The organism is Paracoccus sp. PARArs4, assembly GCF_947311865.1.
Taxonomy (GTDB): Bacteria; Pseudomonadota; Alphaproteobacteria; order Rhodobacterales; family Rhodobacteraceae; genus Paracoccus; species Paracoccus zeaxanthinifaciens.
The window spans coordinates 159,807-173,494 of the sequence record NZ_CAMZMW010000003.1; the positions used below are offsets into that span (position 1 = coordinate 159,807).

13 protein-coding genes are annotated in these 13,688 nt (G+C 67.3%); 8 read left to right on the forward strand and 5 right to left on the reverse strand.

Annotation, left to right across the window (positions count from 1 at the left end; translation table 11 throughout):
- Window positions 1–327: 327 nt before the first annotated feature.
- The 8 genes from QMZ16_RS03610 to QMZ16_RS03645 all read left to right on the forward strand — a co-directional run bounded on the left by QMZ16_RS03610 (window position 328) and on the right by QMZ16_RS03645 (window position 7,728).
- Window positions 328–1,557 (forward strand): DEAD/DEAH box helicase, encoded by a 1,230-nt coding sequence (locus QMZ16_RS03610; protein ID WP_040595742.1) that lies wholly within the window; start codon window positions 328–330, stop codon window positions 1,555–1,557.
- An 81-nt stretch (window positions 1,558–1,638) separates the two neighbouring features.
- Window positions 1,639–2,211: a thymidine kinase gene (locus tag QMZ16_RS03615; protein ID WP_022706823.1), complete on the forward strand. Its 573-nt coding sequence runs from the start codon at window positions 1,639–1,641 to the stop codon at window positions 2,209–2,211.
- A 97-nt stretch (window positions 2,212–2,308) separates the two neighbouring features.
- Complete coding sequence (locus QMZ16_RS03620) at window positions 2,309–3,454, forward strand: D-alanyl-D-alanine carboxypeptidase family protein (RefSeq protein WP_282602170.1); 1,146 nt, start codon at window positions 2,309–2,311, stop codon at window positions 3,452–3,454.
- Window positions 3,454–4,050 (forward strand): dTMP kinase, encoded by a 597-nt coding sequence (tmk, locus tag QMZ16_RS03625; protein WP_282602171.1) that lies wholly within the window; start codon window positions 3,454–3,456, stop codon window positions 4,048–4,050. The genes QMZ16_RS03620 and tmk overlap by 1 nt, the downstream gene beginning before the upstream one ends.
- Window positions 4,047–5,156, forward strand: a complete 1,110-nt coding sequence (locus QMZ16_RS03630) for a DNA polymerase III subunit delta' (RefSeq protein WP_282602172.1) — start codon at window positions 4,047–4,049, stop codon at window positions 5,154–5,156. The genes tmk and QMZ16_RS03630 overlap by 4 nt, the downstream gene beginning before the upstream one ends.
- Window positions 5,157–5,174: 18 nt before the next feature.
- Complete coding sequence (locus QMZ16_RS03635) at window positions 5,175–5,972, forward strand: TatD family hydrolase (RefSeq protein ID WP_282602173.1); 798 nt, start codon at window positions 5,175–5,177, stop codon at window positions 5,970–5,972.
- Entirely contained in the window at window positions 5,969–6,787 is an 819-nt protein-coding gene (locus QMZ16_RS03640; RefSeq protein ID WP_282602174.1) for an MBL fold metallo-hydrolase, read from the forward strand. Before QMZ16_RS03635 ends, QMZ16_RS03640 begins: the two co-directional genes overlap by 4 nt.
- Window positions 6,784–7,728, forward strand: coding sequence for an AEC family transporter (locus QMZ16_RS03645; protein WP_022706829.1), 945 nt, complete (start codon window positions 6,784–6,786; stop codon window positions 7,726–7,728). Before QMZ16_RS03640 ends, QMZ16_RS03645 begins: the two co-directional genes overlap by 4 nt.
- 15 nt (window positions 7,729–7,743) lie before the next feature.
- Here QMZ16_RS03645 and QMZ16_RS03650 read toward each other — a convergent pair whose 3' ends face one another.
- The 5 genes from QMZ16_RS03650 to QMZ16_RS03670 all read right to left on the reverse strand — a co-directional run bounded on the left by QMZ16_RS03650 (window position 7,744) and on the right by QMZ16_RS03670 (window position 13,484).
- Window positions 7,744–8,697 carry an ABC transporter permease gene (locus QMZ16_RS03650; RefSeq protein WP_282602175.1) on the reverse strand — a complete coding sequence of 318 codons (954 nt, stop codon included), beginning with the start codon at window positions 8,695–8,697 and terminating at the stop codon, window positions 7,744–7,746.
- Window positions 8,698–8,700: 3 nt separating this feature from the next.
- The gene (locus QMZ16_RS03655; protein ID WP_282602176.1) at window positions 8,701–9,999 is read right to left on the reverse strand and encodes an ABC transporter permease; all 1,299 of its coding nucleotides are present in this window, start codon (window positions 9,997–9,999) and stop codon (window positions 8,701–8,703) included.
- A 52-nt stretch (window positions 10,000–10,051) separates the two neighbouring features.
- Window positions 10,052–11,134 carry an ABC transporter substrate-binding protein gene (locus tag QMZ16_RS03660; protein ID WP_282602177.1) on the reverse strand — a complete coding sequence of 361 codons (1,083 nt, stop codon included), beginning with the start codon at window positions 11,132–11,134 and terminating at the stop codon, window positions 10,052–10,054.
- A 93-nt stretch (window positions 11,135–11,227) separates the two neighbouring features.
- Window positions 11,228–12,298 carry an ABC transporter substrate-binding protein gene (locus QMZ16_RS03665; protein ID WP_022706833.1) on the reverse strand — a complete coding sequence of 357 codons (1,071 nt, stop codon included), beginning with the start codon at window positions 12,296–12,298 and terminating at the stop codon, window positions 11,228–11,230.
- Between the two features lie 82 nt (window positions 12,299–12,380).
- A complete protein-coding gene (locus QMZ16_RS03670; RefSeq protein WP_282602178.1) occupies window positions 12,381–13,484 on the reverse strand; it encodes an ABC transporter ATP-binding protein in 1,104 nt (367 codons plus the stop codon).
- Window positions 13,485–13,688: the final 204 nt, after the last annotated feature.

Here is a 13,688-nt window from a genome sequence, read left to right on the forward strand (position 1 = left end):
TCCTGCCCCATCTGAACGGCTTGTCTGGCCCCGCTGCCGCGTGAGCAGCCGCAGGTTTCCTGCCCGGTCCCGACACGATCTTCCGGTTTCCCATCACGCGGGGAGGCTTGCGGGACCCTCGTATTTCGCCCGCACCTTGCCACATGCCGCATGACGACGCGGCCCCGCACCCGTGCCTTGTTCGAGGGGGCCCGGGCGAGAAAGAGACCTATGAACAAGCCCGATTTCCGCCGCCCCCGCCGCGGCAAGCCCGTCGATGCACCCGTCGCGAACGAGGGCCGCCGCGCGCCGTCGCGCCCGCCCCTGTCCGAGGGACCCTTCTTCGACATGGGCATCGACGCCCGCATCAACGCCAACATCACCGCCATGGGCCTGACGAAGCCCACGCCGATCCAGACTCAGGGCATCCCCCACGTGGTCGAGGGTCGCGACGTGCTGGGTCTTGCCCAGACCGGGACCGGCAAGACGGCGGCCTTCGGCCTGCCGATGCTGACCCGCCTGATCAAGTTCGGCAAGAAGCCCGACCCGAAGACCTGCCGTGCGCTGATCCTTGCGCCGACGCGCGAACTGGCCACCCAGATCGCCGCGAATATCGACGCCTATGCCGAAGGCACGCCAATCCGCAGCTTCCGCGTCGTCGGCGGCGCCTCGATCAACGTCCAGACCGAGCGCATGTCGCGCGGCGTGGACGTGCTGATCGCCACGCCGGGCCGCCTGATGGACCTGATCGAGCGTCGCGCGATCGACCTGTCGGCAACCACCTATCTGGTGCTGGACGAGGCCGACCAGATGCTGGACATCGGCTTCATCCACACCCTGCGCAAGATCGCCAAGATGCTGCCGCGCGAACGCCAGACGCTGATGTTCTCGGCCACCATGCCAAAGCTGATGCAGGAACTGTCGGACACCTATCTGACCGATCCGGTCAAGGTCGCCGTCAACCCGCCGGGCCAGGCCGCCAAGAAGATCGAGCAGGGCGTCCACTTCACGCCGCAGGGCGACAAGGCCACGCTGCTGTCCGAATACATGTCCAAGCATGTGGGCGAACTGGCGATGGTCTTCGGCCGCACCAAGCACGGCTGCGAGAAGCTGGCCAAGCTCTTGGACAAGTGGGGCTTCAAGGTCGCCGCGATCCACGGCAACAAGTCGCAGGGCCAGCGTGAACGCGCGCTTGCCTCCTTCCGCGCGGGCGAGACGCATGTGCTGGTCGCGACCGACGTGGCCGCGCGCGGTCTGGACATCCCGCAGGTCGCCCATGTCTACAACTACGACCTGCCGAACGTCCCCGAGAACTATGTCCACCGCATCGGGCGGACGGGCCGCGCGGGCCGCGACGGTCGCGCCGTGGCCTTCTGCGCTCCGGCCGAGATGGGCGAACTGCGCGCCATCGAGAAGGCGATGAAGACCCAGATCAACGTGATCGGCGGTCATCCCTGGACCCCGCCCCCGTCCGAGCCGAAGCGCGGCGGTCGCGGTGGCGGCGGTGGCGGCAACCGCCCCCCGCAGGGCGGCAACAAGCGCCCCACGCGCCGTCCGGGCAACGGCCCCAAGCGCTGACGTGACAGGCAAGGCCGCGGCGACACCCTCGCCGCGGCTTTCGCTTGAGATGGGCGCGCGGCGCGGCTATCTGCTGGCGCCATGGCGAAGCTCTATTTCAACTATTCCACGATGAATGCCGGCAAGAGCACCTTGCTGCTGCAGGCATCCTACAACTATCGCGAACGCGGGATGGCGACGCTGCTGCTGACGGCGGCGCTGGACGATCGCGCGGGCGCGGGGCGCATCGCCAGCCGCATCGGCATCGGGGCGGACGCCACCGTCTTCGGCCAGTCCGACGACCTGTTCGCGCTGATCGCGGATCAGGGCACGGGCTGCGCCTGCATCTTCGTGGACGAGGCGCAGTTCCTGACCCGCGAACAGGTCTGGCAGCTGGCCCGCGTGGCCGACGATCTGGGCATCCCCGTCATGTGCTATGGCCTGCGCGTCGATTTCCGGGGCGAGCTGTTCCCCGGATCCGCAGCACTTCTGGCCCTGGCCGACGACATGCGCGAGGTGCGCACCATCTGCCATTGCGGGCGCAAGGCGACGATGGTCGTGCGCAAGGACGGCCAGGGCCGCGCCATCACCGAGGGCGCGCAGGTGCAGGTCGGCGGGAACGAGACCTATGTCTCGCTCTGCCGCAGACACTGGCGAGAGGCCGTGGGCGACTGAAACCCGATCAAATCTGTGCGTCACGGCCCTGCCCCGCGTTGCGGCGCGGCGGGGTCTGATGTAACCATCACGCCCAAACAGGCAAAGGGACATGAAGATGCGCGCATTCCTGCTTCTGGGCGCGGCCGTATTGGGCTTGGCGACCTCCGCGCAGGCCTTCGATACGAACGCCAAGGCCGCCTGGGTCTATGACGTCCAGACCGGCACCGTTCTGATGGAAAAGAACGCCGAGGCGTCGATTCCGCCCGCCTCGATGTCCAAGCTGATGACGCTGTACATGCTGTTCGAGGCGATCGAGGAAGGCCGCGTCCAGCTGGACACCCAGCTGCCCGTCTCGACCCGCGCGCGGCAGATGGGCGGATCGACCATGTTCCTGAACGAACTGGATCGCCCCACGGTCGAACAGCTGATCAAGGGCATCATCGTGCTGTCGGGCAACGATGCCTGCGTGGTCGTGGCCGAAGGGCTGGCCGGAACCGAGGAGGCCTTCGCCCGCCAGATGACCGAGCGTGGCCGCGAGATCGGGCTGGAGAATTCGTCCTTCCGCAACGCGACCGGCTGGCCGAACCCCGAACACCGCATGTCCGCCGAGGATCTGGGCCGCCTTGCGCGCCTGCTGGTCGAGAAGTTCCCGCAATACTACCAGTATTTCGGCCTGGCCGAGTACCGCTTCGACGACCGCGCGCCCGCGAACCGCTTCAACCGCAACCCGCTGCTGCGGCTGGGGATCGGGGCCGACGGCCTCAAGACCGGCCACACGCAGGAGGCGGGCTATGGCCTGGTCGGTTCGGCCAAGCAGGACGACCGCCGCGTGATCTTCGTCATCAGCGGCCTGGAGACCGAGGACGCCCGCGCCGAAGAGGCCGAGCGCATCACCCAGTGGGCCTTCCGCCAGTTCACCATGCGCAACCTCGTTCCCGCGGGCGAGACCGTGGTCGATGCCCCCGTCTGGCTGGGCACCGCGAACACTGTCGGGCTGACCACGCAGAACGGGGTGAACGTGCTGGTTCCGGCGGGCGCGCAGGACCAGGTGGACGTGCAGGTCATCTATGACAGCCCCCTGCCCGCGCCCATCGCCAAGGGCGACAAGCTGGGCGAGCTGGTCGTGACCATCCCCGGTACGCGCGACACCGTGACCCCGCTGGTCGCGACCGCCGATGTCCCCGAGGCGGGCTTCCTCGGGCGGCTGAAGGGCGCGGTGATGCAGCTGGGCCAGCGCGCTATCGACGCCGTCACCGGCTGATGCTGATCAGCTTCGAGGGCATCGACGGCTGCGGCAAGAGCACGCAATCGCGCCTTCTGGCCGATGTGCTGACCGCCGAGGGGCGCGAGGTCGTCCTGACCCGCGAACCCGGCGGCAGCCCCGGCGCCGAGGAGATCCGCCGCCTTCTGGTCGAGGGTGCCGGCGAGCGCTGGTCCCCCGAGACCGAGTGCCTGCTGTTCACCGCGGCCCGGCGCGATCACATGGAACGGCTGATCCGCCCCGCGCTGGATGCGGGCCGCACGGTGGTAACCGACCGCTTTGCCGACAGCACGCGCGTCTATCAGGGCGCGGCGCGCGGCGATCTGCGTGTGCTGGTCGATCAGCTTCACGGCCTGATGATCGGAACCGAGCCCGCGCGCACCTTCGTCATCGACATCGACCCCGAGACCGGCCTTGCGCGCGGCCAGGCCCGCGGCGGGACAGAGGACCGGTTCGAGAGCCTGGGCCTGGAATTCCAGCAGCGTCTTGCGCGGGGCTTTCGCGCGCTGGCCGCCGAATATCCCGAGCGCGTGCGCCTGATCGACGGTCGCGGCACCCCCGAACAGGTCGCGGCCCGCGTCAGGCAGGCCCTGTGAAGACCGAGATCGCGGATATCCCCGAGGCCGACCGCGTTCCCGGCGCCCCTCATCCCCGCCACGCGCCGCGCGTGCTGGGCCACGACGCCGCGATCGCCTCCTTCACCGAGGCCGCGCTGTCGGACCGCCTGCATCACGCCTGGATGCTGACCGGCCCGCGCGGCGTGGGCAAGGCGACGCTGGCCTGGGCGATGGCCCGCTGGCTGATCTCGGGCGCGACCGATCCCGGCCTGCGGACCGATCCCGACAGCCCCGAGATCCGGCGCATCGCCTCGCTTGCCGAGCCGCGCCTGCAACTGATCCGCAGGCCCTGGGACGACAAGGCGGGCCGCCTGTCCGCGCAGATCACCGTGGACGAGATCCGCAAGCTGCTGTCCTTCTTCCACCTCTCATCCGCCGAGGGCGGCCGCCGCGTCGCGATCATCGACGCCGCCGACGACATGAACGTCCAGGCCGCGAACGCGCTTCTGAAGGTGCTCGAGGAACCGCCCGCCGATGCGGTCATCCTGATCATCGCGCATCAGCCGGCGGGCCTGCTGCCCACGATCCGGTCGCGCTGCCGGACGCTGCGGCTTCAATCGCTGAACCCCGGCCAGATGGGCAACATCCTGGCCGACATGGGCATCGACGAGGATGCCGAGGCCCTGTCCGCCCTGTCCGACGGGTCCGTGGGCGAGGCGCTGCGCCTTGCGGGGCAGGACGGGCTGGACCGATACCAGGCGCTGGTGGACCTCTTCGCCTCGCTTCCGCGCATGGACAGGCTGGCCGCCGCGAAATTCGCGGATGGCGCGGCGGGACGCGCGACGGCGACGGGCGATCCGTTCGACCTGACGATCACGGTGATCGACCGCTTCCTGACGCGGCTGGCGCGTGCGGGGCTGATGGGGGCGCCCCTGCCCCAGGCCGCGCGGGGCGAAGGCGCGCTGATGGCACGGCTGTCGCCCGACGACATGGCCGCGCGGGCCTGGGCCGATGCGCAGGCGCGGCTGTCGGCGCGGGCGCGCGCGGGTCGGGCGGTCAACCTTGACCCTGCCGCGCTGGTCATGGATATGGTGCTGGAGCTTGCGCAACTGCCGCCCGCCCAATCCGCCCCGCCCCATCCGTAAGACCAGAAGGGACAGCCCATGCAGGATACGGCCCCGGCCCCCATCGTCGACAGCCACTGCCATCTCGATTTTCCGGATTTCGACGGCGAACACGATGCCCTGCTGGACCGCGCACGCGCGGCGGGCGTCACGCGGATGGTGACGATCTGCACGAAGCTGCGCCTTGAACCGCAGGTCCGCGCCCTGGCCGAGGCGCATGAGGGCGTCTTCTATGCCGCCGGCACCCACCCCATGAGCGTCGCGGACGAGCCCATGGCAACGGTCGATCAGCTGGTCGCACTGGCCCAGCATCCGAAATTCGTGGGCATCGGGGAAACGGGCCTCGATTACCACTACACCGCCGAAAGCGCGGGGGTGCAGCAGGAAAGCCTGCGCATCCATATCGAGGCCGCGCGCCGGACCGGGCTGCCGCTGATCATCCATGCCCGCGACGCCGATGACGACATGGCCCGCATCCTGACCGAGGAACACCGCGCGGGCGCATATGACTGCGTGATGCACTGCTTCAGTTCCTCGGCCGAGCTGGCCCATGCGGCGCTGGATCTGGGCTTCTACCTGTCGATGTCGGGGATCGCGGCCTTCCCCCGGTCCAAGGACCTGCGGGACATCTTCGCCGCCGCCCCCATCGACCGCATCCTCGTGGAAACCGACAGCCCCTATCTTGCGCCGCCCCCCCATCGCGGCAAGCGGAACGAGCCCGCCTATGTCGCCAAGACCGCCGCCGTGGGCGCCGAGGTGTTTGGGCTAGACTATGCCGAGTTCGCGGCCCGGACGACCGCGAATTTCGAACGGCTGTTCGCGAAGGCCGCATCGTGATCCGGGCGACGATCCTCGGATGCGGATCGTCGGGCGGCGTGCCGCGGCTGGGAAACCGTTGGGGCGCCTGCGACCCGTCCGAACCGAGGAACCGCCGCCGCCGCTGTTCCATGCTGATCGAGCGTGAGGGCCCTGACGGCACGACGCAGGTGCTGATCGATACCGGCCCCGACCTTGTGCCACAGCTGCTGGACGCCGATGTGGCGACGCTGGACGCGGTGGTCTTCACGCATGCCCATGCCGATCACTGCCACGGCATCGACGACCTTCGCCAGCTGGTCTACAACGCCCGTCGCATCCTGCCCGTCTGGGCCGACCGCCCGACCGCCGACGCGCTCGTCGAACGCTTCGGCTATGTCTTCGAAACGCCCGAAGGCAGCCAGTATCCCCCCATCTGCGAGCTGAACCTGATCGAGCGTGCCGTCACCATCGACGGCCCCGGCGGGCCCGTCACGCTGATCCCGTTCCGCGTGCAGCACGGCGACATCACCGCGCTCGGGTTCCGGGTCGGGGGGATCGTCTACCTGCCCGATGTCTCGGCCATCCCCGACGCCGCATGGCCGCTGATCGAGGAAGCGCCCGTCTTCGTCATCGACGCGCTGCGCCACGAGCCCCATCCCAGCCACGCCCATCTGGACCTTGCGCTGGAATGGATCGCGCGTGCCCGCAACCCTCAGGCCGTGCTGACGAACATGCATATCGACATGGATTACGCGAGCGTCGCGGCATCCACCCCCGACCACGTGATACCGGCCTTCGACGGCATGGTCATCGAAACCCACGGCGACACACCGGAACTGGCCCCCGCATTATGAGCGCACTCTTCACGATCATCCTTCCCGTTTTCCTGGTGGTCGGCTTCGGCTATACGGTGGCAAGGATCGGATGGTTCAAGGAGAGCGCGGTCGACGGGCTGATGACCTTCGCCCAGAACTATGCCGTGCCGTCGCTGCTGTTCGCGTCGATGGCGCGGCTGGATATCGGGTCCGAGTTCCGCCTGCCGCTGCTGCTGCCCTTCTACGTGGGCGCATTCGCCAGCTTCGGCGTCGCATGGGCCGGGGCGCGATACCTGTTCGGGCGGCCCGCGATGGACAGCGTGGCGATCGGCTTCGTCTGCCTGTTCTCGAACTCGCTGCTGCTGGGGGTGCCGATCACGGAACGCGCCTATGGCCCCGATGCGCTGACGGGTAACTGGGCGATCATCTCGATCCACTCGCCGCTGCTGTACACCTTCGGGATCACTGTGATGGAGTTCACGCGCGCGCGCGGGCAGGACCTGTCGGTCGGGCGCGTCGCTTTGCGTGCCGTCAGCGGCGTCCTGCGCACGCCGATGGTCATCGGCATCATGGCGGGCCTGGCGATGAACCTGCTGATCCAAGCGGGGCTGACCATGCCGCAGGGCTTCTGGGACGGGGTGGACATGATCGCCCGCGCCGCCCTGCCCGCCGCCCTGTTCGGGCTGGGCGGCATCCTGCACCGCTATCGCCCCGAGGGCGACATGGCGACCATCGCGATGTGCTGCGCGGCCAGCCTGATCCTGCACCCGGCCATCGCCTTCGGGCTGGCGCATCTTTTCGCGCTGGACGTGTCGGGGATGCGGTCGGCGGTGCTGACGGCGGCGATGTCGCCGGGGGTCAACGCCTATCTGTTCGCCAATATCTACGGGGTGGCCAAGCGCGTGGCGGCATCGACGGTTCTGGTCGCGACGGCCGCGTCGATCCTGACGATCTGGATGTGGCTGGCGATCCTTCCCTGACCGCCAGCCCCCGTCTCAGTGCGGGGTGACGCCCCGGATGCGTTCGGACCTGCGGCGCAGCAGCTCCACCGTGGTCAGCAGCGCGATCGAGAACACCACCAGCAGGGTCGCGACCGCAAGGATCGCGGGGCTGATCTGTTCGCGGATCCCGTTCCACATCTGGCGCGGGATGGTCTGCTGATCGGGTCCGGCGATGAACAGGACGGCCACGACCTCGTCGAAGGACGTCACGAAGGCGAACAGCGCCCCCGAGATCACGCCCGGCAGGATCAGCGGCATCGTCACCTTGAAGAAGGTCCGCCGCGGGCTGGCCCCAAGCGATGCCGCCGCGCGGTTCAGCGACTGATCGAACCCCACCAGCGTCGCCGTCACCGTGATGATGACGAAGGGAATCCCAAGCGTCGCATGCGCGAAGATCACCCCCAGATAGGTGCCCGCCAGGCGCCCGCATTGCGGGTCCAGGCCGAACAGGGTCAGCAGCTCGCACGGGTTCGAGTAGAAGAAGAACATCCCCGTCGCCGTGATGATCAGCGGCACGATCATGGGCGAGATCAGGATCGCCATGATCGCCCGCCGGAACGGCATTTCGGGGCGCGACAGGCCAAGCGCGGCCAGCGTCCCCAGCACCGTCGCCAGGATGGTCGAGAATATCCCGATGATGATCGAGTTCTTGGCCGCCTGCACCCATTTCGCATTCGCCCACGCATCGCCCCACCATGACAGGTCGCGCGGCCCGTCGGGCGCGGTCATCCCGAAGGTCAGCAGGCTGTCGTACCAGCGCATGCTGTAGCCTTCGGGATCGAAGCTCAGCATCTTGTCGGTGAAGGTGAAATAGGGCTCGGCGTTGAAAGACAGCGGGATGATGACGACGATCGGCGCGATCAGGAAGAAGAAGATCGCCGTGCAGATCGCGATATAGGCATAGTGCCAGATACGTTCGAGCGGGCTTGCATAGGTCGGAACTGCCATCTTCTATCCCAGCTTCAGGTTGTCGACGCCGACCAGCCGGTCGTACAGCCAATAGAGCACGAGGACCGCGCCCAGAAGCAGCGCGGCCAACGCCGCCGCCATCGACCAGTTCAGCGTGTCGGTCATGTGCATCGCGATCATGTTGGAAATCAGCTGCCCCGACGATCCGCCGACCAGCGCGGGCGTGATGTAGTAGCCGACCGCAAGGATGAAGACGAGCATCGCCCCCGCCCCCAACCCAGGCAATGTTTGCGGGAAATAGACCCGGCGGAACGCCGTCCAGCTGGTCGCGCCAAGGCTGCGCGCGGCGCGGACATAGGACGGGTTGATCGTCCGCATCACGGAATACAGCGGCAGGATCATGAAGGGCAGCAGGATATGCGTCATCGCGATGATCGTGCCCGTCTGGTTGTAGATCATCTGCAACCTCTGCCCGTCCCCGATGATGCCCAGCCACACGAGGATGTCGTTGATCACCCCTTGCTGCTGCAGCAGCACCATCCAGCTTGTCGTCCTGACCAGAAGCGAGGTCCAGAAGGGCAGCAGCACCAGGATCATCAGCAGGTTCGACTTGCGCATGGGCAGCGTCGCCAGCAGATGCGCGATCGGAAAGCCCAAGACGAAGGTCAGCGCCGTGATCAGCCCCGACAGCCAGAAGGTCCGCCAGAACAGCGTCAGGTAGATGCGGCGGTTCTCGGGGACCTGCACGATCTCGCCCATCTCGTTGCGGGTGCGATCGACCGAGGCGAGGTAGAAGTTGGACGTGACCGGCGTCGAGGCGCTGCGCATCACCGACCACAGCTGCGGGTCACCCCATTCCTCGTCGATCTCCAGCAGGGCCTCGCGATAGGGTGGCTCGATCCCGCGGCGGACCTTGCGCCCGGTCGAGGTGAACAGCGAGCGCGTCCCCGCCATGTCGTAATTGATGCGCGTCCCGACCACGCCGATGCTGCGCGCCTCGGCGCTGGCGGTCAGGTCGGCGGCCAGCGCGGCCCATGCCGCATCGTCCGGCACGGTGCCCGCGGGGGTCTCCGCGAACCAGGCCGAGACCTGCGGCATGTTCGCGGAAAATCCGTCATTGTGGAAAGAGCGTTGCAGCATCTGCCCGATCGGCACCACGAAGGTGATCAGGATGAAGGCCAGAAGCGGCGCGACCAGAAGGAAGGCGCGACGCCTTGCCTTGGACTGGCTGCGAGCCAGCGCGCGCGCAAGCGGCTTGCCATCCGCCGTGGTCAGCCTTGCGGGCGCGCCCGATGCCGTCGTGGCGATGGCTGCATGTGGATCAAGGGCTGCGTTCGCCATGTCGTCCCCGAAATTGGTCGGCCGCCGCGCCCTTGCGCGGCGGCCATCGTGGTCAGGAAGCGGCCAGCCAGGCGTTGAAGCGCTCGCTCAGCTCGGCATCGTGGTCGGCCCAGAATTCCGGGTCGTCCATGACGGCATTCTCCAGCGCCTCGGGGCTGGTCGGCATGTGGGGCGCCATCTCGGTCTCTCCGTCCTGGTACAGCCCCACCAGGTCGGCCGAGGATTTGCGCGCCGGGCCATAGGCGATGTATTTCGCCTGGTCCGCCAGCCGCTGCGTGTCGGTCGCGAATTTCAGATAGTCCATCGCGGCTTCGGGATTGGGCGCGCCCTTCGGGATCACGAACATGTCCATGTCCATGTACTGCCCGTCCCAGATCACCTCGAAGGGCTGACCCTCGGCGACCATCGCGTCGAAGATGCGACCGTTATAGACGGTCGTCATGCTGACCTCTCCGTCGGCCAGAAGCTGCACGGGCTGGGCGCCGGCTTCCCACCAGACGACGTCGTCCTTGATCGTGTCCAGCTTGGCGAAGGCGCGTTCGACGCCCTCGTCGCTGCCCAGTTCGTCATAGACATCGGCAGCGGCGACCCCGTCCGCGATCAGCGCAAGATACAGCGTGCGCTTGGGGTTCTTCGGCAGGCCGCGCTTGCCCGGGAAGGTCTCGGTGTCGAAGAAATCGACCGCGCTGGTCGGGGCATCGCCCTCGAACTTGGTCGTGTTGTAGGAAATGACCGTCCCCCAGACGATGTTCGCGACCGCGCAATCCAGCAGCGCGCCATCCACGAAGTCCTCGGTCGCGGCGGTGCCGTCGGGTGCGGCGGGCAGGCTTGCCGGGTCGATCTCGACCAGCGCGCCCTCGTCGCAGAGGCGGATCGCGTCGCTGACCTCGATGTCGAAGACGTCGCCGGTGACGTTGCCAGCCTCGACCTGCGCCTTGAGGGGCGTGGCGGGGTTGTCGGCGGCGATCATGTTGACCTTGATGCCCGTCTCCTCGGCGAAGGGCTTGTTGTATGCCTCGACCTGGCTTTTCTCATAGGCGCCGCCCCACGAGACGACGTTGACCTCTTGCGCGGTCGCGGAAAAGGCCATGCCCGCAAGGGCGGTGGACAGGATAAGCGTCGATTTCACGTGCATTTCTCCCAGTTGGTTCGGGCGTCTGTCGCGCCCTGACATCCGCCCCGTTCGGGGCGTGGTGCCGGGCGGGTTCGTCCCGCCCGGTCATTCGCGTCAGCCTGCAAGCCAGGCGTTGAAGCGTTCGTTCAGCTCGGCGTCGTGATCGACCCAGAACTCCAGGTCGGACCCGAGCGCATTGGTCATGTTCGCATCGGTCGTCGGCAGATGGGGACCCATCGGCTGGTCGGTCCCCTCGATATTGCCGACCATCGCGGCGGCCGAACGGCGCGGCGGGCCATAGCTGATGAACTCGGCCGCGCGGGCCTGCGGCGCGGGCGCCGTGGTCCAGGCGACGAATTCCAGCGCGTCCTCCAGGTTGGGGGCACCGGCGGGGATCACCCAGCCCTCCATCTCGAAGATCTGGCCGTCCCAGATGATCTCGAACGGCTGACCGTCGGCCTGCGCGGCGTTGAAGATCCGCCCGTTGAAGGCATAGGCCATGCTGACCTCTCCATCCGCCAGAAGCTGCGGCGGCTGGGCGCCTGCCTCCCACCAGATGACGTCGTCCTTGATGGTGTCCAGCTTGGCGAAGGCACGCGCCACGCCCTCGTCGGTGGCCAGCGTGTCATAGACCTCGTCGGCGGGAACGCCGTCGGCCATCAGCGCCAGTTCCAGGTTGAACTTGGCGCCCTTGCGCATGGTGCGCTTGCCGGGGAAGCCCTCGGTGTCGAAGAAATCGGCGGGCGTCGCGGGCTTGGCATCCGCGAATGCCTCGTCGTTGAACGCCAGCACCATGGAATAGACATCGGTGCCCACGAAGCATTCGGTCACCGCGCCGTCGATGAAATCGTCCATCGCGGCGGTGCCATCCTCGGCGGCCTTCAGGATCGCGGGGTCGATCGGCTCGACCAGCCCCTCGTCGCACAGGCGAACGGCATCGGCATATTCGACCGACGCCACGTCGATCGAGACGTTGCCGGCCTCGACCTGCGCCTTGATCGGCGTCGCGGGATTGTCGGCGTCGGACATGACGACCTCGGTCCCGGTCTCGGCCATGAAGGGCTTGGCATAGGCCTCGAGATGGCTGTTGCCATAGGCACCGCCCCAGGACAGCAGGTTGACCTCGGCCATGGCAGGCGCGGCGGTCATGCCGATCGCGGTGCCAAGCATCAGAATACGCTTCATCGAAAAACTCCCGAACATGGTTGATGCGGCGATGTTGGCCGTCGTTCTTGGCCGCCATTCGGGGCGGCGGGCCGGCGCGCGCTCAGACCGGGTCCAGCGCGCGGGCGTCCTGGGGATGCCATCCGATGCGGATCTGCTGACCGGCATCCAGACGCGTCTGTCCAATGGTGTTGCGCATCTTCATGACGAAATTGTCGCTGCCCGCGACCGACAGGCGGGCACGCAGGATGTCGCCCATATAGACGACGTCCATCACCCGCGCCTCGATCGTGTGGGCGCCGGGGGGCATCATCTCGGGCTTGAACTCGACACGCTCGGGACGGATCGAGACGGTCGTGCGCTGCCCCTTCTGGCGGATGTTCACGGCGGTCGCGTCGATCAGTCCGCCGCCGTCCAGACGCACCAGCGCCTTGTCGCCCTGCAGATCCTCGATCACGCCGGCAAGGGCGTTGTTCTCGCCGATGAAGCCTGCGACGAAGCTGTTCTCGGGGGCCTCGTACAGCTGCGCGGGCGGGGCAAGCTGCTGGATCCGCCCGTCGTTGAAGACGGCGATGCGGTCCGACATGGTCAGCGCCTCGCCCTGGTCATGGGTCACATAGACGACGGTGATTCCAAGATCCTCGTGCAACTGCTTGATCTCGAACTGCATATGTTCGCGCAGCTGCTTGTCCAGCGCGCCCAGGGGTTCGTCCATCAGAACCAGTTCGGGATCGAAGACCAGCGCCCGCGCCAGGGCGATGCGCTGCTGCTGACCGCCCGAAAGCTGCGCGGGACGCCGGCTGGCAAAGCTGCCCATCTGGACCATGTCCAGCGCCCGCTTGATGCGGTCCTCGCGCTCGGCCTTGGTCATGCCGCGCACTTCCAGCGGAAAGGACAGGTTCTCGCCCACGGTCATGTGGGGGAACAGCGCATAGTTCTGGAACACCATGCCGATACCGCGCTTGTGCGGAGGCACCTGGTTGATCGGCCGACCGTCCAGCCGGATATCGCCATGGGTCGCGGTCTCGAAGCCCGCAAGCATCATCAGGCAGGTGGTCTTGCCGGACCCGGACGGCCCAAGCATGGTGAGGAATTCGCCCTTGCCGATTGCAAGGTTCAGATCCTTCACGACAAGTGTCTGACCGTCATAGCTTTTCTGCACATGCTCGAAGGCGACGAATGCGTCGCCACTACGGTTGTCCAGCAATAGGCGCTCTCCCTGTTGTCGGTTTGTCGTTCAGCGCAGTCGGAGGTTAAGCGCCCCCCGGCCAAGCTGGCAACATTATTTGCGACATGGTTGCGCCACGGCACGGGGGTCTTGCATCCCCCGATCCGGCATGAGGGCGGGCGAAATCTTTCGCTGCCCCAGAAAAGGCAAACCGCCGCCCGAAGAACGGGCAGCGGTTTTTTT

What these genes read in the sequence shown, in the direction of transcription:
- QMZ16_RS03610 (WP_040595742.1), top strand. Translation starts at nt 328, where the DNA reads ATGGGCATCGACGCCCGCATCAACGCCAACATCACCGCCATGGGCCTG.
- QMZ16_RS03615 (WP_022706823.1), top strand. Translation starts at nt 1,639, where the DNA reads ATGGCGAAGCTCTATTTCAACTATTCCACGATGAATGCCGGCAAGAGC.
- QMZ16_RS03620 (WP_282602170.1), top strand. Translation starts at nt 2,309, where the DNA reads ATGCGCGCATTCCTGCTTCTGGGCGCGGCCGTATTGGGCTTGGCGACC.
- tmk (WP_282602171.1), top strand. Translation starts at nt 3,454, where the DNA reads ATGCTGATCAGCTTCGAGGGCATCGACGGCTGCGGCAAGAGCACGCAA.
- QMZ16_RS03635 (WP_282602173.1), top strand. Translation starts at nt 5,175, where the DNA reads ATGCAGGATACGGCCCCGGCCCCCATCGTCGACAGCCACTGCCATCTC.
- QMZ16_RS03645 (WP_022706829.1), top strand. Translation starts at nt 6,784, where the DNA reads ATGAGCGCACTCTTCACGATCATCCTTCCCGTTTTCCTGGTGGTCGGC.
- QMZ16_RS03650 (WP_282602175.1), bottom strand. Translation starts at nt 8,697, where the DNA reads ATGGCAGTTCCGACCTATGCAAGCCCGCTCGAACGTATCTGGCACTAT.
- QMZ16_RS03655 (WP_282602176.1), bottom strand. Translation starts at nt 9,999, where the DNA reads ATGGCGAACGCAGCCCTTGATCCACATGCAGCCATCGCCACGACGGCA.
- QMZ16_RS03660 (WP_282602177.1), bottom strand. Translation starts at nt 11,134, where the DNA reads ATGCACGTGAAATCGACGCTTATCCTGTCCACCGCCCTTGCGGGCATG.
- QMZ16_RS03665 (WP_022706833.1), bottom strand. Translation starts at nt 12,298, where the DNA reads ATGAAGCGTATTCTGATGCTTGGCACCGCGATCGGCATGACCGCCGCG.